This window comes from Nocardia sp. NPDC003183 (assembly GCF_053590715.1).
Genome location: NZ_JBSFTG010000001.1, coordinates 1,597,959 through 1,619,231, shown reverse-complemented (window position 1 = coordinate 1,619,231; position 21,273 = coordinate 1,597,959). Strand labels below are relative to the sequence as shown.

Annotated in this window: 19 protein-coding genes and 1 pseudogene; 11 read left to right on the top strand and 9 right to left on the bottom strand. The window is 63.2% G+C overall.

Annotated features, from left to right (window positions below):
• Positions 1–17 precede the first annotated feature (17 nt).
• The 5 genes from ACWDXS_RS07405 to ACWDXS_RS07385 all read right to left on the bottom strand — a co-directional run bounded on the left by ACWDXS_RS07405 (position 18) and on the right by ACWDXS_RS07385 (position 6,168).
• Positions 18–1,622, bottom strand: a complete 1,605-nt coding sequence (locus tag ACWDXS_RS07405; protein ID WP_449963160.1) for an AMP-binding protein — start codon at positions 1,620–1,622, stop codon at positions 18–20.
• A gap of 55 nt (positions 1,623–1,677) precedes the next feature.
• Positions 1,678–3,039 (bottom strand): flavin monoamine oxidase family protein, encoded by a 1,362-nt coding sequence (locus ACWDXS_RS07400; RefSeq protein WP_449963157.1) that lies wholly within the window; start codon positions 3,037–3,039, stop codon positions 1,678–1,680.
• Between the two features lie 301 nt (positions 3,040–3,340).
• Positions 3,341–4,006 carry an MspA family porin gene (locus tag ACWDXS_RS07395; RefSeq protein ID WP_449963154.1) on the bottom strand — a complete coding sequence of 222 codons (666 nt, stop codon included), beginning with the start codon at positions 4,004–4,006 and terminating at the stop codon, positions 3,341–3,343.
• Between the two features lie 64 nt (positions 4,007–4,070).
• Entirely contained in the window at positions 4,071–4,760 is a 690-nt protein-coding gene (locus ACWDXS_RS07390; RefSeq protein WP_449963151.1) for an MspA family porin, read from the bottom strand.
• A gap of 166 nt (positions 4,761–4,926) precedes the next feature.
• Entirely contained in the window at positions 4,927–6,168 is a 1,242-nt protein-coding gene (locus ACWDXS_RS07385) for a PucR family transcriptional regulator (RefSeq protein ID WP_449963148.1), read from the bottom strand.
• Positions 6,169–6,390: 222 nt separating this feature from the next.
• Here ACWDXS_RS07385 and ACWDXS_RS07380 point away from each other — a divergent pair, with 222 nt between their 5' ends.
• The 8 genes from ACWDXS_RS07380 (at position 6,391) to ACWDXS_RS07345 (ending at position 12,714) form a co-directional block, all read left to right on the top strand.
• The gene (locus tag ACWDXS_RS07380) at positions 6,391–6,735 is read left to right on the top strand and encodes a RidA family protein (RefSeq protein WP_449963145.1); all 345 of its coding nucleotides are present in this window, start codon (positions 6,391–6,393) and stop codon (positions 6,733–6,735) included.
• A complete protein-coding gene (locus ACWDXS_RS07375) occupies positions 6,732–8,162 on the top strand; it encodes a flavin monoamine oxidase family protein (RefSeq protein ID WP_449963142.1) in 1,431 nt (476 codons plus the stop codon). The genes ACWDXS_RS07380 and ACWDXS_RS07375 overlap by 4 nt, the downstream gene beginning before the upstream one ends.
• Positions 8,159–9,616, top strand: a complete 1,458-nt coding sequence (locus ACWDXS_RS07370) for a peptide MFS transporter (RefSeq protein WP_449963139.1) — start codon at positions 8,159–8,161, stop codon at positions 9,614–9,616. The genes ACWDXS_RS07375 and ACWDXS_RS07370 overlap by 4 nt, the downstream gene beginning before the upstream one ends.
• Before the next feature lie 158 nt (positions 9,617–9,774).
• A complete protein-coding gene (locus ACWDXS_RS07365; RefSeq protein ID WP_449963136.1) occupies positions 9,775–10,203 on the top strand; it encodes a hypothetical protein in 429 nt (142 codons plus the stop codon).
• Positions 10,200–10,952 carry an SDR family oxidoreductase gene (locus ACWDXS_RS07360; RefSeq protein WP_449963133.1) on the top strand — a complete coding sequence of 251 codons (753 nt, stop codon included), beginning with the start codon at positions 10,200–10,202 and terminating at the stop codon, positions 10,950–10,952. The genes ACWDXS_RS07365 and ACWDXS_RS07360 overlap by 4 nt, the downstream gene beginning before the upstream one ends.
• A 306-nt stretch (positions 10,953–11,258) precedes the next feature.
• Positions 11,259–11,495, top strand: coding sequence for a hypothetical protein (locus ACWDXS_RS07355; RefSeq protein WP_449963130.1), 237 nt, complete (start codon positions 11,259–11,261; stop codon positions 11,493–11,495).
• A 336-nt stretch (positions 11,496–11,831) separates the two neighbouring features.
• On the top strand, positions 11,832–11,996 hold the full coding sequence (locus ACWDXS_RS07350; protein WP_449963127.1) for a hypothetical protein: 165 nt from the start codon (positions 11,832–11,834) through the stop codon (positions 11,994–11,996).
• Between the two features lie 484 nt (positions 11,997–12,480).
• The gene (locus tag ACWDXS_RS07345) at positions 12,481–12,714 is read left to right on the top strand and encodes a lipase family protein (RefSeq protein ID WP_449963450.1); all 234 of its coding nucleotides are present in this window, start codon (positions 12,481–12,483) and stop codon (positions 12,712–12,714) included.
• A 110-nt stretch (positions 12,715–12,824) separates the two neighbouring features.
• Here ACWDXS_RS07345 and ACWDXS_RS07340 read toward each other — a convergent pair.
• Positions 12,825–12,983 (bottom strand): annotated as a pseudogene (locus ACWDXS_RS07340) (NADPH:quinone reductase); the annotation flags it as partial.
• Between ACWDXS_RS07340 and ACWDXS_RS07335 the strand changes: the two are divergent.
• Together ACWDXS_RS07335 and ACWDXS_RS07330 are read left to right on the top strand one after the other, a co-directional pair.
• On the top strand, positions 12,928–13,356 hold the full coding sequence (locus ACWDXS_RS07335) for a hypothetical protein (protein ID WP_449963468.1): 429 nt from the start codon (positions 12,928–12,930) through the stop codon (positions 13,354–13,356). The pseudogene ACWDXS_RS07340 and the gene ACWDXS_RS07335 overlap by 56 nt on opposite strands.
• A 149-nt stretch (positions 13,357–13,505) precedes the next feature.
• On the top strand, positions 13,506–13,970 hold the full coding sequence (locus ACWDXS_RS07330) for a hypothetical protein (RefSeq protein ID WP_449963124.1): 465 nt from the start codon (positions 13,506–13,508) through the stop codon (positions 13,968–13,970).
• A 94-nt stretch (positions 13,971–14,064) separates the two neighbouring features.
• On the opposite strand, the gene ACWDXS_RS07325 is transcribed toward ACWDXS_RS07330, so the two are convergent.
• The 3 genes from ACWDXS_RS07325 to ACWDXS_RS07315 all read right to left on the bottom strand — a co-directional run bounded on the left by ACWDXS_RS07325 (position 14,065) and on the right by ACWDXS_RS07315 (position 19,818).
• Positions 14,065–16,353 (bottom strand): S8 family serine peptidase, encoded by a 2,289-nt coding sequence (locus ACWDXS_RS07325; protein WP_449963121.1) that lies wholly within the window; start codon positions 16,351–16,353, stop codon positions 14,065–14,067.
• Between the two features lie 481 nt (positions 16,354–16,834).
• Positions 16,835–18,889, bottom strand: a complete 2,055-nt coding sequence (locus ACWDXS_RS07320) for a DNA/RNA non-specific endonuclease (RefSeq protein WP_449963118.1) — start codon at positions 18,887–18,889, stop codon at positions 16,835–16,837.
• A 488-nt stretch (positions 18,890–19,377) separates the two neighbouring features.
• Positions 19,378–19,818 carry a hypothetical protein gene (locus tag ACWDXS_RS07315; protein WP_449963115.1) on the bottom strand — a complete coding sequence of 147 codons (441 nt, stop codon included), beginning with the start codon at positions 19,816–19,818 and terminating at the stop codon, positions 19,378–19,380.
• Between the two features lie 411 nt (positions 19,819–20,229).
• Here ACWDXS_RS07315 and ACWDXS_RS07310 point away from each other — a divergent pair, with 411 nt between their 5' ends.
• A complete protein-coding gene (locus tag ACWDXS_RS07310; RefSeq protein ID WP_449963113.1) occupies positions 20,230–21,264 on the top strand; it encodes a trypsin-like peptidase domain-containing protein in 1,035 nt (344 codons plus the stop codon).
• The last annotated feature ends 9 nt before the right edge of the window (positions 21,265–21,273 follow it).

Genomic DNA, 21,273 nt, shown 5'->3' with positions numbered 1-21,273 from the left:
ACGTCCATTACGTGTGCTTATCGGCTGGCTTGTGCGGGAGTCCGGAGCTGGTTGCGGAGGATTTTCCCGGCTGCGGATTTCGGTATGGCCGAGATGAACTCGACCTGTCGTACCTTCTTGTGCGGGGCGACACGTACTGCCACGAAGTCGATGACCTCCGACGGAGCCACGTGAGCGCCGTCGACCAGCACGATGTAGGCCTTCGGCACTTCCTCGCCGTCGCCGTCACGAACACCCACCACCGCCGCGTCGGCAATATCGGGGTGCTGGAGAAGAACCGCTTCGAGCTCAGCGGGGGGAACTTGGTAGCCCTTGTACTTGATCAGCTCCTTGAGCCGGTCTGTGATCGTCACAATCCCTCGCGCGTCGACAGTGGCGAGGTCGCCGGTGTGGAGATACCCGTCGGCATCGATTGTCGCGGCGGTGTCGTCAGCGCGACTCCGATATCCTGCCATGACATTGGGCCCCCGGACCCAAAGCTCACCCGGCTCGCTGGTGCCGGTAGCCGGACGGTCGATTTCGACTCCGGAAACAGGGTCGACGAGTTTGTTATCGGTGTTGGGAACCGGAAAGCCCACCGAACCCAAACCGATGGAATCACCGGCTTCGCCAGCAGGAATCGCGTGGCTGACGGGGCTCAGTTCGCTCATTCCATAGCCTTGGCGAACAGGGCAGCCCAAGCGGTCAGCGACGATGCGAGCCAAGTTGGCGTCCAGCGGAGCCGCGCCGGAGATCACCATTCGGATGCTCGACAGATCCAGTCCGGAGTCGAGCGGGTGCTTGGCGATCGCAAGCGCGACCGGAGGCGCAATGAACAGGTACGTGCACCGGTGGTCGGCAACCACGCGCAGCATGTCGTCGAGCTCGAACTTGGCCATCGTGACCAACGTCGCGCGCGAATGCAGCGCCGAATTCAGAAGCACCGTCAGGCCGTAGATGTGGAAGAACGGAAGGACCGCCAGGAACGTATCGTCGTGGTTGAAATCGCCGAGCGGCGCGATCTGGCAGATATTTGCTACCAGATTACGGTGCGTTAGCATTACCCCTTTCGGCCGACCAGTGGTGCCGGAGGAGTAAGGCAGCACAGCGATATGGTGCTTCGGATCGATGGCGACCTCGGGAGCTGTCCGTTGCTCGTCCAACAGCGCCGTCAACGTGCTACCGAACCATGCGTGCGCATCGTCGAGGACAATCAGCTTCGACGGATCCATCTGAACCTTATTAGCTGCCGCCATGGCCTGCGGAAGCAGCGCGGAAGCGGTGAATAGAAACTGTGCGTCTGAGTCTTGGAGCTGGCTTGCGATCTCGTCGGAAGTATAGAGGGCGTTGATGGTCGTCACGGTCGCGCCGGCACGGATAGCACCGTGAAACGCGACGGCGAACTGCGGACTGTTCGGCGATAGGACCGCCACGACATCGCCTGCCCGTGCACCGCGCGCCGCCAGTGCACCGGCGACGGCATCGATGCACTCGATAAGCTCTCGGTAGGTCGTACGATTGCCAGTCTTTCCATCTACGAGCGCAGATTTCTCGAGGTCGACCTGAGCGATCTGACCGAACAAGAAGTCATAGATCGACAAATCCGGGATGTCGACATCAGAGAACGGGCTGCGGAAGCTCATGGATGATTTCTCGATTCGGTGCTGTGGTGATATGAAGGGCCGGTAATGCCCGCGGTCAGGTCGCGGGGACGTCGGACACAGAGTCCAGCTCGTGCTGTGAAGAGAGGATTTCGTCGGCCGCGCGCTGGCCAGCTCGAACCGCGCCCTCCATGTACCCGTTGAAATGGTCGGAAGTTTCGGTTCCTGCGAAGTGGATTCGCCCGATCGCCGAACGAATTGTCGGCCAGGAGTCCAGTAGGACACCGGGACGGTTGGGGGACATACATCCTGAGATCCATGTTTCCTCGGCCCAGATGTGTTCGACGTAGTCGATCGCTGCGGGGGCTGAGACACCGAACATCTCATGAACATAGGATTCGACGACGGCCATACGGTCGATGCGTCGGGGCTGTCCGGAAGCCAATCGTCGCGAGTTAGCGAAACCGATCAGAACCCCGGGCCCTGATCCGTTTTTCGGAGTGTTGTCGATGATTGCTCCGACCGGTGAAGTCCTGGACGGGAAGATCGAGCCGCTGAGACCGAGATCGCGCCAGAACGGAGACTCGAACGCGATCGCGAACTTCATTCCTGCCGACATCGTCCACTCGGTGTCCAGGCGCGTGCGCGCAGACGGAAGCGGCGGCTCGAACTGAATGCGAGCAACCTCACTGGGGGAGCACGCGACAATGACTCGTTCAGCTGTGACGGTGTATCCGTCTTCTGTCGTGAGAGTGACGGATTCTCTGTTGTGCTCGAGCTGGGTCACCGGGCTTCGGAGCCGGACACGTTCGGCGAGAATATCGGCCACACGCAGGGCAACCTGCTGGACCCCACCCGACACCCGTGCATCGAGGGTGCCTCCCGCGAGCTCATGCCATCCGCCGGCCGCAGCGACAAAGTACGCGAACCAGAGCGCGGACACGGACTCGCCTGAGCCTGAGATGAACATTTCCACCGTGGTGCTGATGAAGGCCAGCACCTCGGTGTCTCGGACCCCGAGAGTCCTGGCCCACTCGTTGACAGTTATGCCGTCCAGGTACTTGGCATCCGGGTGGGTCCACGGTTCGGCCAGATTCATCACTACGCCGACATCTGTCAGCGCGGATATGAATCGGTCGAGCTCGGCATGGTTGTAGGTGTCGTCATCGTGCACAATGTTGCGGCCCGCTTTGTGCATGGCGATCGTGGACAATCCGAGATCCGCGAGCAATCTGAGCAGAGACGTTTGACTCGGGCCAACGAATTGAGCTCCGAGGTCGACCGGTTCGCCGGCAAGCACTCCGCTGCGAACCCGTCCTCCGGGTTGATCGCCGGCCTCGAGGACCACGATGTCTGTGATGCCGTGTCGGAGCAGGTGATGCGCGGCTGCGGAGCCCGACAGCCCGGCGCCGATGATCGCGACAGCTGCGTTGATGTCAGGTAGTTCGGAGTGAGTCACCTCACGATCGTGCGCGCATCGGCGGCCGATGATTGGTCCGATCTCGGCCAATTTCTCTTGATTCCCTTCCGATGTGGGAAGCCATGCCTGGGGTGATCTCCGGGGTATCGCTGGCTCGGTGGGGCGGGACTGGTCCACGTACTTCAGGTAGCGGTCGTCCTCTCTGGTGCCGACCAGCAGAAACGCTCGGCCGGGATGTCCGACCGAGCGTTTCTACTGTGCGTGTGTTGGCGCCTATGGCAGGTAGGCGTGGGGGTACTCCGATGAGCGGCTTGCCCGCTCGTCAGGCACGGCTGGTGAGCTACCCGAGGCTGAAGGGCTGGCCCCATACGGTCACCCAGCTGGTGACGTTCTCGGTCACGACCTCGACGCTGACGAACGAACGTGCCTGCGCGTAGCCGCCGCATCCGGTGAGGCCGATCGTCTGATCCGACCAGGCAACCGACCCGCTCCGGCCGGAGAACACGTTGTATGCCTTGTGCGATTCGTTGCCGAAGTCATCGGCCTTCTCACGATCGAGGATGTAGAACGACTTGGCCTGTCCTGGTCCGAGCGACAGTTCGCCACCTGTAGTGGCACCTGCGCTTGCATTTCCTTCCCAATCGGAGGCGCCTTCCACGCCGGCTGCCGCGCCGCCACCGGCGATGTTGACCTGGCAGCCCACGGTATAGCCGGGTAGCACGACACCGCCGGCGTCGGCGCCGGTTCCGGCGAGTTCGACCTGTGCCGTGCCGGATACCCAGGCATTTCGATGCACTGGTGTGGATCCCAGCGATGGATTGATGTTGACGGACTCGCCGACGATCCGCACGGTTACGACCGTGCCGTCCGAGAGCGTCTTCACCAGTTCTGCCCCAGGCAGGGCAACGATCGTGTCGGCTAGCGCGGGTTCGGCTGCAAGGATGCCGATCGCCAAGCTGGCAGCCGCGGCGAGGCACACACCAGTGAGAATTCTGCGTTTGAACATTTGAAATCACCTTCAGATTGGGAGTCCGCCGAAGTGAGCGGGGCGGTGAACGAAATAGGCGGCTTCAGCCGATACTGAACGGGGCGCCGTAGAGCGTGGTCTTGGAATAGTGATCGCCGATGATCTCGACAACGGTGTACGCACGGGCCTGTGCATAGCCTGCGCATCCTTGGATTTCGATCTCGGCATCCTGGTATTCCACCGAGTACTGGCCGGGCTCGGCGATGTCCTTGTAATCGATCTGAACGAACTTGACTTGGCCCGGTCCCAAACTCACACCGACCGACCCGCCGAGGCTGCCTCCGCTGGTGGAGATACCGCCGGACACGCCTGCGCTGATCGCATCCTCCGCGATGCTGACCTGGCAGCCGACGATGTATCCAGTCGAGATCTGTGAGGCACCATGCGTGGAGGAGTTGTTGGAGCCCGGTGCTCCGCTGGCACCGTTGGTCGGACCGACTTCCCCTTCGGGGGTGCTGGTGACGTTGGCTCGTGCGATTCCCGAAACCCACACTGCGCGGCCGGCGCCGTTGGCCGCGAGCGAAGGGGAGATCACAGCGCGCTCTTGTTCACGAGAAATGGTGACCCCGGGCCCCGCTTTGAAGCCGTCGGGCAGCGCGATTGCCGTGTCTGCGGCCGCCGGGCCGCCCAGGCTGATGCCAGCTCCGGCGGCAATGGTCAATGCGATGGCCAGACAGGGAGGTGCGGGGCGAGCGAGGCCGCCCCGCACTCGCTTCATTGTGATTTGGATCATAGACGAATGATTGGCGGTCAAACGTCAGCGCATATGACCGATATCGGAAAATATCGCCGAAGCGAGGGTTGTTTCCGGATCTGTTTACGACTTCTGGGTACGCATAGACGAGTGACCGAACTGCTGAGTGCGCACAGTCCATCGGCAGGTATTCGTGCCTGGGCAGCTAGGAATCGCCTGCTCGATGGGGGGCGGGAAGGACCAGCTCATCGGCGCGCAGGTCACGCCATGCGATCGTCTCGTGGATTCGGAGAGCGGCGCCGAGCTGAACAGTCCTCTCCTGGATGGATGCCCCCAGTAGCTGTTCGGCTGTCAGCAGGCGGTTTCGAATCGTCCGCTCGCTGATCCCGAGAACCCGCGCCGCGAGAGAAGTGCTGCAGGCGTTGTTGACATAGACCGCGACGGTGTCGCGGATCCTTTCTGCGCGTCCGGTCTTGGCGCCTAGCTCACCGAGTTCGGCCCTGGCCATGCGGGACGCGGCTGTCGGATCACGCATGATCAGCGTGTCCAGGTCGATTTCCCGGTACGTGGTGAGGCGGCGGGGGCGTCCGTCGAGTTTCTGCAATGCCAGCGAATAGGTGGCAAGAGCCTCGTGATGGCTGCGCACGAGGCCATGAGCTCCGTGATGGAACGAACCCGCCGCTATTCGGATCCCGGCGTCGAGACCGAGCATGTCGATGATGTCCTCGACCCGATGGTTCGCCGTGGTTGTCGCAGCGAAGACCCACATCGAGCCGAGGTCGCCGTCGGCTGACATCACCGCGGCGATGTCGGTCGAGCGTGGCACCGCCGCCCGGTCGACGATGCCGCCCGGTCGCCAGATGACCAGCGCGAGGTGCGATCTCATCAGTGGATAGCCGAGTTGTTCTTCTCTGACCGGTCGGCCTGCGACCAGATCGCGGACCAGTTCGGCACGTCGGCGTGATGCGGACTGCCCGAGTCGAGCTCTTTCTGCGAGGTATGTCGCACGGGCGTGGCGAATAGTGTGATCGAACCAGCGGAACAGGGTGCGAGTTCCGCTGTCGATAACCGCGAGTTGTGTGGATCTGTCAACTCCGAGGCTGGGTACGGTGGCCATCATCCACTCCCACAATCCGGCCAACCCTGCCCGCAGGGCGTCCTCGAGTGGGTCCCAAGCGATGCCGGTCCGGGCGGCGAACACGATCTCCTCGAGCATTCGCCCTTGGATGCCCTCTGGTAACGGGGTGGCAGTCGGGCGAAGCGCGGCCGCGAACTCCTGGGCGACCGGGCCGAGGCTTTCGTAGCCGGCGGCGGTGACCGCGGGATCCGCGGAGAAGTACTCCGGCACGTCCTCGGTGACCCGTCGATGCATCGCATTCTTGGCCTCAGTTGGATCCTGCTCCAAGCGGTCGGCTAGGGCGGTCATCGCCGCAGTCACTCGATCCATTTGATATTCCTATCCGATTCTTCCCATTTCGGCCACATTGAAGGTGCAAATGGCCGGTATCAGACACCCACGGGACGCGGTCTGACGACACGATAAGCGGTATGAGTCAGATCACATAGCTGCGTGACTCTGTCTCAGTCGCACGATCCGTCTCGTTTCAGGAGTCCCGAGTTGAACATCGACCAACGCATCACACTCCCTCAAGTCCGCGCTGCGGACCGCATGTGTGGAACCACGCCCGGACTACGCGTCGGGCCGTTCGTCTACGTTTCCGGCGTTGTCGGAACTCTCGACGACGGAAGCCTGGTCGCCGGGGATGCAGGCGCCCAAGCCCGACAGGCGCTGGCCAATGCCATTGCCGTGGTGAATCAGCTCGGCGGCTCAGCTGCCGATGTGGTCCGAACGCGGGTGTACCTGGCGTCGATGGACGATGTCGCGGCCGTGGCGAGCGAACACAGGGCGGTGTTCGGTGACCACCTTCCTTCGTGTGGTGCATTCGTTCAGGTGGCAGGCCTGTACCACGGTGCGCGCGTCGAGATCGAATGTGATGCGGTGGTGATCGAATGATCGGCTCACCAACGGTAGATGCTGTGGTCATCGGCGCTGGGTTGTCGGGGCTGACAGCGGCATGGCGTCTGCGGCAGGCCGGACACAGTGTCATCGTCGCGGAAGCATCGGCCCGCCCGGGTGGTCGGCTGTTGAACTCTGGGCCGGTGCTCGACACGGTTCTCGAAATGGGGGGTGCCTGGGTCGGACCCGGACAGGACGCCGTGATTGCACTCGCTGACGAGCTCGGTGTGAACAGATACCGCTCGCAAGTGCACCGTTCCGGAGACGTGCTGTGGTGGGTCGGTGGGCGCAAGGTTCGCTTCGACGGAGTCGAACCACCGCTCGGAAATACCGCCAGAGCCTGCTATCGGAACACGGTCGCTGAGATGGATGCGCTATCACGCACGGTGTCGCGGGAACATCCGTGGGATTGCGGCGATGCCGCCGAATTGGATGGAATCAGTCTGGCGCAGTGGCTAGAGCGTAGCGTCGCCGATCCGGCGATCATCGAGTATCTCGGGTTGCGATTCACTTCGATGTTGGCCGCACCGCCGCCGGCGGTGTCGATGCTCTACGTACTGCAATTCCTTGCTGCTTGCGGCGGCTTCGAACAGTCGCGTAAGGGCGCAAGCGAACGATTCGAGGGCGGCTCCCAGAACCTGGCGCTGCGGCTGGCCGAGAGATTGGGCGACAATGTTGTCTTCGACTCGCCGGTGCAAACGGTGCGCACCAGCGCCATCGGGGTTCTGATCGAAACATCGGATGGTGAGGTCTCGGCGCGAAAAGCGATCATCGCGTGTAGCCCCCACGATGCAGGAAAAATCCATTTCGAGCCGCGATTGCCCGCGCGACGGCAACTGCTGCACGATCGGCTGTCTATGGCCGGCTGCATCAAGATGCACGCGGTATACGACACACCGTTCTGGCGCGGGGAAGGTCTCAACGGTGCTGTAGTCAGCGACCGTCCGGGGACGCGGGTGATATACGACCACACTCCGGCCACCGGAACACCCGGAGTGCTGACCACCATGATGATTCACCAGACCCCACATCAATTCGGTTCCCCCGCAGAGAGTTTCGACAGTCCCGAACTGCGTGAGGCCCGTTACATCCGTGACCTGACAGACTGCTTCGGCCCCGCAGCGGCCAACCCGATCGTCGTCCTACAACAAGACTGGCTGAACGAGCAGTGGGTCGGAGGATGCGAATCGCCATTCCCTCCCACCTTGCTGACTCTGGTCGGGGAAGCGGTGCGGACACCTGTCGGCAACATCCATTGGGCGGGAACCGAAACTGCGACGAACTGGATCGGATTCATGGACGGCGCGGTACAAGCCGGCGAACGCGTCGCCACCGAAGTGGCCGCCGCTCTCAGTGCTGCGACCTCACGATCATCCGCGCCGGGCTCATGTCCCGCGTCGCTGCCCGGAAGTAGGACACCATGACCGCCGAACTCAACGAACGAAGCGCCGACAACATCGGCAAAGGACATCCAAAAGGCCTTTGGAACCTCTCATTGACCGAGTTGTGGGAGCGGTTCAGCTACTACGGGCTGCAAGGCACACTGACGTACTACCTGCTGTTCTCGATCAACGATGGCGGTTTGGAATTGGTGCCGACGACCGCAGTCGGCATCGTCGGTGCCTACGGTGCGTGCGTCTACCTCGCCCAGATTCCCGGAGCGTGGCTTGCCGACAGGGTACTTTCCCCTCGCAGCATGATCCTGGCCGGTGGCATCATCATCATGCTGGGACACGTCGCTTTGGCACTGATACCCAGCATCGCCGGCCTAGTCGCCGGGCTGGCTTTGGTCTCTGTCGGGACCGGGGCACTGAAAACCTCGATCACCACTATCGTAGGCCTGCTCTACGACGATCGACCAGTCGAAGACCGTGACGCAGGTTTCACCTATTTCTACATGTCGATCTCCCTTGGTGCTGTCACTGGCATGCTGTGTGTCGGTTTCACCCAAAGCAGATTCGGTTTCCACGTCGCATTCGGTCTCGCCGCGATCGGTATGGCTGCGGCATTGATCCAATATGCCGCCACAATGCGAACACTTCCCCCCGCCGCGGGCATCGTTAAGAACCCGGTAGGTCGTAAACAGCTCGGCTACGTGGCGCTCTGCGTAGCACTGGTATGCGCGACCCTCGCCGGCGGTGTTGCCTCCGGACTCATCCATGGCAGCAACGTCAACCTGCTCGCCGGATTCCTGATCATCGTCGTATTCGTCGGCTGTATAAGTCGAATCCTGTCCTCGGACCACGTCACTCCAGTTGAGAAGCGCAGAACACGAGGGTTCGTGCCGATGTGGATCGCCGGGTCTGTATTTGTCGGACTCAGCGGCCAAGTCTTCACCACCGTGCCCCTGCTTGTCACCGAACGCGTCGATATGAACGTCGGGGGATGGCATATACCCGAGTCATGGCTGGCGGTGATCGGATCGATTGCTCTGATCGTGGTCTCGCCGCTGTCAGCCACGGCGCTGCGGACCTCGTGGCTCGGCCGGACCAACACTGCAACCAAATACGCACTTGGTATCGGGGTCACAGCGACGGCCTACTTCATGCTGACGGCCACCGAACTGTGGCCAGGTCGCACCGTTCCAGCCTGGTTCGTGGCGGGTTGCCTCATCATCACAGGCTTCGCGGAGGTCCTGGTCGGCCCCATCGGGCTGGCACTCGCGACTCGCGTCGCACCGCGACGATTCCAATCACAGCTCGTCGCGCTCCAGATCCTCACACTCGGCGCCGGGGCCACCATCTATGGAGCGCTCGGAGCGTTGTACACGGCAATGTCGGCCGGCCACTTCTTCTTCCTGACCGGAGTTATCGGTGTGATCTCAGCTGCTGTGCTGGCTGCGTTCTCGAAACCTATCGAGGCTTTGCTGCAATCCTGAAACAGGCACCATCGATGTCGTCAGCCTGGTGCAACGACCTGGAGTCCGGTCGGTGACCTGTCCGGGCCACGACCAACAGGCTGGCGAAAACGAATCGGGCCTGGATTCGAATTTATTCAACAAGAGAATAGTTTGTAAACCAGCGTTGAGGAGATTCCATGGCTGACACCCTTATTACCGTCCATGCACGACCACCGGGCGGACGATCTGACGAGGGATCGCTGAAGGATGCGGCCAGAGTCATGGGTGTGCAGTGTGCCCGATCGGCAACCTTGTCCGCCAGCGAACCGCCCGAGATCGTGCGTCTGATCATGGGTGAAGGGAAGCACGCAGGTGAGTCCAACTTCAACATCGCCTGGGTCGGCACGGCGCCAACCGACACGAAAGTGGTGCCAGGAGGTGCAGTCAACTGGTGGTGTGCGGTGAACCTGCAGAGAATCGGAATCAGGCGCCCGCCTGGCATGCCCGCCGTTCCGGCTGCTTGCGCAATGGTCAATTCTCAAGTAAATCACTCCCAGCAATTCGGACTCGAGACCATATGCGTCATCAGTGGTCAAGGCACGGCGACTTTGGAGCGACTGTCATGACGAACACCCGCGCTGCGGTCGTGACGGGGGCGGCTTCCGGCATCGGCGCTGCGGTCGCAAAGCGGCTCGCTGTCGACGGATTCGCTGTCGCCGTCGCCGATCTGACCGAGGATTCATGCAGGCCGGTCGTTGAACACATACGAAGAAACGGTGGTGAGGCCATAGCGGTCGGTCTTGACAGTTCCGACGAGCAGGAAGTTCATTTCGCCATCGAATATGTCGGTGCCGAACTCGGCGGACCAACGGTCGTTGTGAACTATGCCGACGAGGCCCGTCGCCGCCTGCCGCACAAGATGACCTCCCAGGATCGGGACGAGGGAATGGCTATCCACCTGCGTGGCTCTTTTCTTATTTCGCGCGCAGCGAAGCCGTTCATGATTGACAGCGGTTGGGGTCGAATCATCAATGTATCCAGCACACCTGCACGAGGCAATCAGGGTAGGAACAACGCCACCGCTGACGCGGGCATGGAAGGATTCACCAAGGTTCTCGCAAAGGAACTCGGAAAGTTCGGGGTGACTGTCAATGCGGTCACACCCGGAGTCGTCGAGACAACCATGACCCCAGTCACCGATGGGCGGTTGGGAGTGGAACTCGACGAATTCAAAAAGATCAAGTTCCCGCAGAAATCCGCTGTCGGAATCGGCTTGGCGGAAAGCATCGCACACGCCGTTTCGTTCTATGCAGACGAAAAATCCGGATTGATCTCTGGGCAAGTGCTCTACGTCAACGAAGGCGCCAGCGGATGAGATCCTTCGACAACTCCGGGGAAGCGAAGAAGGTAGTAGAGGCACGCATGGGGATGTCGGCGTGGTATCTGTTCCCCGGGCGCCAGATCGATTTGTACTCGACGCTGACCGGCGGCGCTAGATATCGGTCGATTCGGTACGGACGCGACAATCCACCGTCCCGCGTCGGTGCCAATTCCTCCGCAGCGGTGAACCGGCCGCCGTAGTGTCCGTCATCGGAGTCTGGGCTGTAGCGCATCGTTCGACAGTCAACTGCGGATAACATCTACCGCTGATTTCAGTAACTTTCGCCCGTATGGAATGGACATGTTCGAGTACTCGGTACCGCACGCCACGGAGCCTGATGTCGTGATCCAAATCCACTGGACCGACATCGGCGGCGAGTGCGTGGACCTCTTCTACGAGGCATGCATCAGCGCGGCACGGCGATTCACCGCCGCGTTCAACGCGACCCATGCCAATGGCAACGCCATCCTGCGCGCGAGTACGACCGCATTGCTGTTGCCTCGACTTCCTTGTGAACGAAACTGGGTAATTCCCTGATGGTCGTGCCGATCCCGCCGACCCCGAACTGCGGGGCGTGACCGAAAGCTGCAGAAGTCGACCACCAGCCCTTGGTGCAACTTTGGGGTGGGTCAAATCGGTTGCCGCCGTTGCGGTCTAGCTTTCGCGCGAAGTCACCGCGTGCGCTTGTATTGCTGGGGGCATCGCCGTCGGGAACTAGCGGATGTGCATCCGGTGATCCTGCGAACAGCGGAGAGCGGGTTCGGATGCCGTCCAGGACGTCGCGTACTTTGGTCGCGATCGCCTGGCTCGCCCGGTCGACGCCGTCGACTGTGTTGCGCGCCTGGCAAACCGGCGCTCGGCAGGTTGACCGGTGTGCGACTCATGCAGGTCTGGATGGTCATCGCAGGCTCCCATGTCGTTGCCATCGATGCCGAGGGTAACCAGATCTGCGTCGGGGCTGAGCCGATCGAATTGCGGTGGGTCAATCCCGCCCAGCGGCAACGTTTGCGGTCGGCTCATATCGGCGGTGACGGCTGACGTCGCAGGTGGCGTCACGGAAGACCGCAACCTGCATGGCGGCGGCCACCTGGTGCGGATAGTCGGACGCGGACTGCGCGCAGTCGATGGGGACGAATTCCGAGGGTGGGGGGCAAGGAAGTGATCACGCCGGCGCTAAAGGAGTCGCCGAAGCGCGACGTATTCCCGATAGATGGGTTCAGCACCGGCGTGGGGCCGGGATCCGGGCTGCGATCGCGGCGATCATGGGTGTGGTTCTCCGGTTGTGCCGCGTTCGAAGGTCGGCTGTCGCAGCTCTTGATCAGGGAGGTGCGCCGAGGGGCGCGGCATCGTCTTCGCGGCTCTCGCCGCTATTGTGCTCGCCGTGGTTCGCACCGGTCCCAACTGAAGCTTGCGTGCTCCCCACGCGGGCGGGGATATTCCCCAGTTGAGGCTCCCAAACATGGCAAGGACGCCGCGCCACGGTGGTTGCGGAACTTCGAACGCACGGGCCAACGTTCACCTGGTGAGGGCAGACGAGCAGGGCGGCGCTCAGCGCGCCGATGAGTGTGTCACAGCGTCATTGCTGACTTCCTTGTGTCTGGCCGAACAACAGCCGTCCTACGCACCCGAACTCGACCTGCGCGGCGTCGTCGCGGGCTCGGCACCTATCGACATGGCGACCTTGTTCAAAGCCGCCACCATCGGCGCCCTCAGCGGCGCGAGCGGATACCTGCTGCACACCCTCGCCGCACAGTGAGCCGGGTGAAGAGCTTGAGGGACGGGCAGCCGAGAGTCGTCCTCGACGTCCTTCGTGGAGGCCGTGCTGTGCGAGACGAGGGTGCCATTCGGCGCGAGCAGCCGGAACGAGTCGACGATTCTGGGTCCGCCGACGTGGTCGAAGATCGCGTCCACGCCGTTCGAGGCGAGGGCGCGAACCTGTTCGGGCACGTCACCCCGGTAGTCGACCGGGATGGCGCCGAGTTGTTCGACCGCAGGATGGTTGCGGGCGGACGCGGTACCGACCACCCGAACCCCCGCGGCACGGGCGAGCTGGACGAGTGCCGATCCCGCGCCGCCGTTGGCGCCGAACGGGGACGGTCTGGCCACTGCGGATGCGTGCGATGAGGTCGAGCATCTGCCACACGCCGTGATCCCGTTGACGACGAAGGTCTCGGCCTCGCCGATCCCAGAAGTCGCAGCCGCACCGGTGGCAGCGGCCGGCATCGATGATTCGTTCGGGGATCGGGCGGACGACGACCGGGACCGCGACGCTCGGGAGCGCCGCAGCGAACAGATGCAGCTGCAGATGAAACGCGGGCAGGAGCGACGCGAGGAGACCGCGGTGCCGCTGCCGACGATATGGCTGGCCCTACCGCCCGTCGGTTCACTCAGCGCCTGACCTGACCTGCGCAAAGACTTTTCCCGCGGGCGGTGGCGGACTACCCTCGAACCACAGGGGCGGCATCTCCACGCAGGCTGCCGACGTAGGTGGGGACGCCATCCAGGGCGTCATGCAGTCGCATCATCCAACTCCACGGGGAAGGCGCCATGACCACGATCCATCTCCACCAGACCACCACCGCGACGCCCGAGCAGTTCCTCGCCGGCCTCACCGATTTCGGCCCGGGCCGCAAGGAACTCTTCGGCAACAGCGCCGACAACTATCTCGAGGTGCACCACGAAGGTCCTCATGATGCCGACGTCACGGAGGGCTCGCGCGGCATCTGGGAACGCCTGCACTATGACTGGACCGACCCTCACCACGTCCTGATGACGACCACCGACTCCAACCTGTGGGGCGGCGCCTCTGGCCACACCTACACCCTCACACCGCAGTCCACTGGGACGACCGACGTGGACGTCGTCGTGGTCCGCGACGGGAAGAACCTCAAGGGACGGCTGCTCGCGATCGCGCTCGGAGCCTTCGGCACGCGCATCCTGGGTAAGGAGCTCAGGAAGTCGGTCGAGGCGATCGAAGCCCGCGGCGACGGCGCACACGGCACGGCCACCTAGTAGGCCCGTCGGCGAGTTCTCGCGGAACGGCGGCGACATCGACCAGCATAGCCTGCACACTGGGAACGCGTCCGAGCGCTCGCCGACCTAGGAATTAGCCAGCTGCCGCGCCGAGGATCGCCAGCGCGTAGGGCTGGGGTCCCTGCGGGACGTTCGAGCCGATGACGTCGATCGTCCACGTACCGACTGTGGGTGAACCGGCTTCGACGACCTCGACGTTGTTGATCGAGTCCATTGTGAATCCGGGGCCCTGCCCGCCGTTTCCGACTCTGGGTGTTCCGTCCGGGCCCCGGACAACGAGATTGAGGTTGTTGACCAACGTCTCGCCGGGAAAGTCGCTGTAGGCGAGCACGATCCGCAACGGAACAGCTGCCGAGGTTACCTCGATTTCGAGGGTGTGGAGTTGTCCCGTCGAGACCTTCCTGCCTTGGCGCACAAGCAGCGTGGACGGTGCTGTCGGGGCAACGACCCCAGTCACGTCGACGCATCCGAAGCCCTGGTGGTTGTCGGCCACGGTGGTTGCGGGCGCTGTGCCCGGCAGGCGACGAGCACCGGCGATCACGACGGCCTTGAGGAGGGCGCCCGACGGCGTTGTGATGGCGTGGTCGCGGCGAAGGTGCTGGCGCAGGAGCGCGAGCGCGCCTGCGGTCAGTGGCGTGGCCATGCTTGTGCCGCCCATGTAAAAGTACTTTGAAGAGCCGGGGAATGGCTTCCAGCCTGTTGCGGTGGGGCTGAGCATCGTCGACTTCGTCGACAGGATCCATGTGCCCGGGGCGACGACGTCGGGTTTGATGCGTCCGTCCGCGGTCGGACCACGGCTGGAGAACGCGACGACCTGATTCGGGTCGTCGGCCATCGGAGCGCTCTTGTACGGCGGTGCCGGGTAGTCGTCTGGCCACCAGGTGCCGTAGCGCTCACTGTCGAAGGAGCGTCGCAGGTTCTCGCTCGCTCCGACGGTCAGGCAGTTCTTGGCGGTGCCGGGTGAGGTGACCGAGCCGAGGTTGATCTCGCCGTCGCCGTCGGAGTCGCTCCCGTCGTTACCCGCGGCGAACAGGATGGCAAACGACGGGTGCTCCCACATGAACTTGTCCACGGCGCGGCATTGGTCGTCGTAAACCCCGGGGTCGCCTCCGCCCCACGAATTGGTGTGGATGCGTGCGCCTTTGTTGAACGCGGGTGTGAACAGGTCGGCGAGGTCCACCGGAATTCCCGCGAGCAGGTAGCGACCGTACTTCGCGACGAACGCCGGGTTCGTCCAGTCCAAGGCTTGCTCGACCGCCTGGAACACCAACTTCGCTTTGGTGGCCAGACCGCGGATCGCCGGTTGCCCCGGCACCGCCGTACTCGCCACGCCGTCGCCGAGCACTGATCCTGTGACGTGGGTGCCGTGGCCGGAGTCGAGGTCGGCCGCTCCGTCATCGCCGCCGGCGTTGTTGATGTAGGGAGCGAATTCCGAGGTGACCGGAAAGCTCATGACTGCTGTGACGCGGCCGGCGAAGTCGGGGTGCACGGGTGAGGTGGTGCCGGTGTCGAACCCGGTGTCGCACACGGCGATCGTCTCGCCATCACCGTCGAGGGTGGAAACCCCGCCCAGCGTTGCCGCCGTTCCGCGCATGATTGTCGCGGCGACGTCGTTGCTGATCCGATTGATCGGCCGGTTGCGCACCATGCGCACACCGTGGACAGCTGACAGGGCGGCCAATTGCTTGCGCCGAGCGGCATCTGTGCCTTCGGGTGCCTCGACGATGAGCGTGGCCGGGCCGTCGCCGATGATCTTGAGTCCGAGGGTGCGGATCTTCGCCTTGGCGGCGCGTGCGGTGGTCGGTGTGAAGAACTCGACCGTGAGGACGTTGGGGAGCAACTTCGTTCGGGGCAGTGCGGGTTCGGTGGTCACGTCCAGGCGTGCGCGGTCGGGCAGGTGACCGGCCCAGCGCACGTGCGGCAACGCGGCGATCGCCGCGATCTGCTCGGCCGTCGCGCGCACGACGAGCGTGAAACCAGCACGGGCATCGACGATCGATCCACCTGCTTGCTCGACGTCTGCGCGCCATTGCGGCTTGATCGGCCCGACGAACTGGACGAGGTAGTGGTGCGGTCCGGCGTCCAGGCGCCGGGTGCGCTGGTAGGCGGGATGAGCCGAAGGCCTTGCTGCGCCGGTGATTCGAGGCAGGTTGGTGTCGATCGCGTCTGTTGCGGTCGGTCCGAGTGGAATCTCGTATTGCGCGGTGATGTCCTCGACGAGGTAGCGCTGGCTCAACTCTCGGGCTTCGGCCTCATTGACCTGCACCAACGCGAACGCGTCGTAGTTGGCTGTCACGGTGTGGTCCCGTGCGAGCGCGGCTTGCTCAGATTTGCTCGCGATCACTTTGAGCGTGCGGTCCATGTCCGACTCCCTCCACGAATGTTGTGTGCGAACCTAGATGACGCTCCCGCTACGCTGCTTTCCCGCTGGAACAGCTCGGCTGGGACCTCTGGCGCGGCCGGTTCGCACTCCCGCGGCCTGAGGCCCTGCCAACTCAACGCCCGTTTGCTCATCTCGTCCACTTGGGGGTGTGGCCGAATCCTCTGTCCGGCAAGGTCACCTCGATGATGGTCCTAGTGCCGTGATGTGCGCACGAGTACCCGCCTACTCGGATCCTGTGCAACCGCGCCAACGCTGTCCGCGCCGTAGTTCTGATGACCGAGGATTCGGTTGCCTCGTCTCCCCAACCCAACACCCTTCCGCAGAATGCGGGGCCTCGAACACAACAATCCCTACGGCCTCGTCGGTGTGGTGGAGATCGGGTGTGCCCGCCGTCAGCCGTCCTCGTCGTTCGACAGCAGCGACGACAGTCAGCCGGTTGACGGAGCGGATGGACCCGGCATCAGACGAATTGGATTTGATGAACGTTATCGAGTTCGGTGTCCGGACTTTCCGGTTCGCGGAACGGGTCCAACGCGGTGAGGTCACCGAACGACAGCCCTGCCTTCTGCTCGATCCAGTCGATCCGACGCTGGGTGGTCTTGTGCTGACCGAAGACGAACTCCTGCTCGGAGAGGAACTCGCCTTGCGACAGGCTGTAGCCGGTCGCGGTAAGTGCCCCGGTGGTGTCGTGGATGAAGACGATCACCTTCCAGAACGCGACAGGGATTCGCACGTCGAACTTGATCGGGTCGTCGTCGTGGAGGAAGGGGCCGGTGATCACCGAGATCCTCATCTGGTCCCGGCGTGCGTTCTGCAGGGCGTAGTTCTCGAGGTCGAGCCAGACTCCGGCGTTGAAGGTTTGCATTTGCGGGACAGCGTTGGTCACGTGCATGGAGTCGTTGTTGGCGCGTGTGGCGACGGTTTCCGCACCCCAGACCGGGTCTTCGCGTCGAGTCATGTGGCCGCGGGAGAACCTGGGTGCCAGCCCGTAGCACTCCTTGCTGATCTGCGCGTGGTTGGGAATGCGCGGGTCGCGCCGCCACTGCGTCCGATCGGCCCTGGCTCGTTGCTTGCCGTCGATGTTGACCGCACTGTAGAGGCACATGCGCCGTGTTCTGCTCATCACGACCGAAAAGTGTTCGTAGTTCAGCACAGTGCTGTCGCGGCCGTTGTCATCGAAGACCAGGACATCGTCGCGATCGTTGACCTCCGGCAGCGTGACTGGCGCATCCGAGCCCAGGAATGTTTCCGAGAATCCGCTGCGGCCGAGGTAATCTGCGGCGACTCCCTCGATGACGAGGTCCTCGGTCGAGAGCCCGGGAGCAGTGGGAGCGGACGTCGTGGGCGCTGCAACAGATACCGCAGAGGTGTTGTCCGCGTAGGGATCTCCGATCTCGACGGTGATACGCAAAGGCACGACAGCACTGAACCGCGTCGGCCCGCCTGCGGTCTGTGCGGCACTGTCGAACGTGCCGGCACCGACAGCGTCCACGGTGACCGCGGGAGTCGCCGGTCTTCCCTGCCTGCCCAATACTGCGGTGAGGCGCTGTTGGACCACCGGGGCAGCGACAGCGTAGTTGGCTTCGAGGAAGCGTCCGGCGAAGTGCAGCCCGACCGCTTCGCCGGTGGTCAACGACACCACGACCGACCCGGAGTTCCCGCCGAGGGTGGTGCAGTCGTGCAGGATCACCGGTCCTTGCTTACGGGTCAGTCGCCCCGGCGCCAGGCGCTTCTTGTCGTAGAGGTTGCCGTAGATCTGCTCCATGAGCGCTTGATCGGGTATCCGGCTGTCTCGTGCGGGGTACCCGATCACCGCGCAGAAGTCGTCCACCACCGGGTCTTGGGACATCGGTATCGGCGCGGGTTTGCCCGGACCGGTTTGATCCACCCGCAACAGCGCGATGTCGGGGCCAGCGTCGTCTTCGATGTGCAGGATCTCGGTCATCGCGAAGGTCAGGTCTTCGGGACGGTTCGCTTCTTCGAGAAAGTCGATGGAGGCGGTCATCGGTCCGAGAATGCCTTGACGGAACACGAATTGGCCACCGGCGGCGCGCCCGAATTCTTGGGCGACGTGGCGGTTGGTGACTATCACGTTCGGTGCCAGTAGCCACCCGGTACCCAGCCAGGAGGCGTCGTGGCCGGTGACCTCGATCCTGCCGACGGCGCGCGCGGCGCGGATCAAGGAGTCAGAGGCCGTGCTCAGGCGGGTCCGCCAGACTTCGCTGTCGGGATCGGTGAAGCTCAGCTGTGCGGCGTCGCGATGGATGGTCAGCACGGGGCGGCCTGTTCGGACGACAATCGTCTCGGTGTGGAAGCCCACCCCGCCGAACTCCTCCGCAGGGCTCGACGACGGCGCGCCGTCGAGTGTTTCGCGGGTGTCGGGAACCGCCGCCAGTTCGGTCTCAGAGGTGACGGCGCGGGTCTCGGCTAGTTCGGCATGCAGCTCATCGTCGCTGTCTTCGATAGTGGCGTTGTGGAGCGCGAGCCGAGCCTGGACACCCTCAGAAATATCCATAGCGAGACAGTATTACGAGGGTGGGTGGTCTTGCTAGGTTCGGCGAAATTTACCTGGGAAAGGCAAAGCGCTGCAGTGGGTTCCGTTGGCCGCATCCCCGATGGTCAGTGGCCTGAGGCGACGTTCTGGCCGGTGCAGAACGGAGACTGAAAAGCAAGCCTGAGGTGCACACGCCATCGTAGCTCCTGACTCTGCCACGTACCGGGGTCTCGAAGATCGCTGATGGACATCGATTTCGCCGCCCAGTGAGAGCCAGGGCCTCTCCTGTCGAGTTGACCGTGGCTCGGTTGCCCCATATGCAGCCCGTCGACTCGTGATGGAGCGAAATTGCGCGATATTGCCCGGGTTACGCGCAGTGCTGCCGAGTCGTTCACGGTATCCGGTAGCGCATACGCGTTCCTCAGACAGCGAGGTCTGGTGTAGCCGGATCTCAGCGTGAGTGCCGGTCAGCTGAGCGGGCAGTTCACAACGCTGCCTTCCTCACCGGGTCAGGCGACGGCTCGGGGGCGCCGTCCTGGTCCCAGTCGCGGCAGTAGGGGGCACCACGGACGCAGCCTGTGATGCAACCAGACCGAGTACATGAAGGCTGCCCAGAGCGCATCGACGGGCAACGACACCACCCGCGGCAGACCGACGAAGTGGACAACGAACACCGGCACGCTGATCATCGCCACGACCAGCAGCACCCGCGGGGTGGTACTCACCCAGTGTCGTAGCCACAGCAACCGCTGTTGGCGTTCAGCGCGTCGGCCGGCATCGGCAGGGACCTCCCGCATGCAGTGCACGCACAGTCGCTGGAAGTCGTTGTGTATCAGTCCGATAAGCAGAACGGCGTTCCCGATCAGGATCGTGAGCTCGATGAGGGTGCCTGTGTAGTCGAAATAAGTGGTGACACGCGCTGCCGCGACTGCCGCGAGCGCGTACAGCATCAGGTGCGCGAGTGTGGTGAGGAGTCGGCTGAACCGGGACTCTCGTTGTTGAAGGCGTTGTCCATGATCGCCACGTCAGATGCGTCCTTCATAGTTCGGGCAGCGGGGCAACGGGGCAGCCGGGCAGCGGGCAGCGGGGGAGCTGTCGAGACTGCACCGGAGCAACCAGCTGAGCTGTTGTCGGGATCGTAGGCCGGGGTACTGACGTCATCTGGCGGTGTTCGCTGACCACGGTCACGGCGGATAATCGACAGAGTGTTCAGCGCTGCCGCGGCTTGATGTGCCAGCGAATTCCGGGTCCTCGGCGAACTCCGATGTCGTACGGCTTCAAGGACGGTGCCACCCATGAGCCTCCTACACTGCGAATACCCAACGCGCACAAACCCGCTCACCGACTGAAAGCCACGTCCTGTGACCGATCTGCTCGACACCCTGCCCTTCGATTGGACTCGCCCGGAAGCCCAGGAGCTACTCGACATCCTCGCCCGTAGCTACTACCGAGACCCTGAGGTCGAGCGGCTGGTGCTACAGGTCGGCATATCGCCCGCTGACCTCAATTGGTCCCAGCCGATGGTCGGTGTCTGGCACGACCTGCTCAACCTTGCACGCAACCAGAACCGTCTGCGGGATCTGGTCGACGCAGCGGCCAAGGACCGCCCAGCTATCGCCGGACGTATCGGCGAACTCGTGCGTCCCGCTCCCATCGTCGAAGCCCCTGCCGCAGCTGATTCCCGGCCGCACTGGTACGGATCAGACGATCCCAAATATCTCGAAGCTCAGATCTTCGACAAACCGACCCTGTTGGACGTGGCGTTCATGGCGCGAGGAGCGGCCGTCGCGGCCGCGGTGTGTCGGCTGCTGGTGACCATGCAATCCGGACGCTACTACGGCACGGCCTTCCGCATCGGCGCTGACCTACTGCTGACCAACCACCATGTGCTCTACGACATCAAACGCGACTTCGCTCCGCCTGCGAGGGAGGTGCAGGCGTGGTTCCACTATGAGTTGGGTGCCGACAACCAGCCCCGCGAACCGCTGATCTTTCAGGGTCGAGTCGAGACCATCGTCGGTGAGCCACGTGATGACTGGGCGGTGATCCGCACCGATTCGGCGCTGCCCGACGACATCCCCGTGATCGGGCTCACCACGTCGGCTTCTGTGGTGGAGGATGATCGCGTCAACATCATCCAGCACCCCAGCGGCGGCCTGAAGAAGATCGGCATCCACCATAATCTGGTCCGCCATGTCGATGACCGAGTGGTGCAGTACTGGACCGACACCGAACCGGGTTCCTCCGGCGCTCCGGTGTTCGACAACGACTGGAATCTCGTTGCGCTGCACCGTGCCGGTGTCGGGTCGACCCAACTCGCACGGGGCAAGAACTTCGGCACCACCATCGGGCGCGTGGTCTCAGGACTGCAGAGCGCCGACATCGATCTGGTCTGAGGGCGGCGT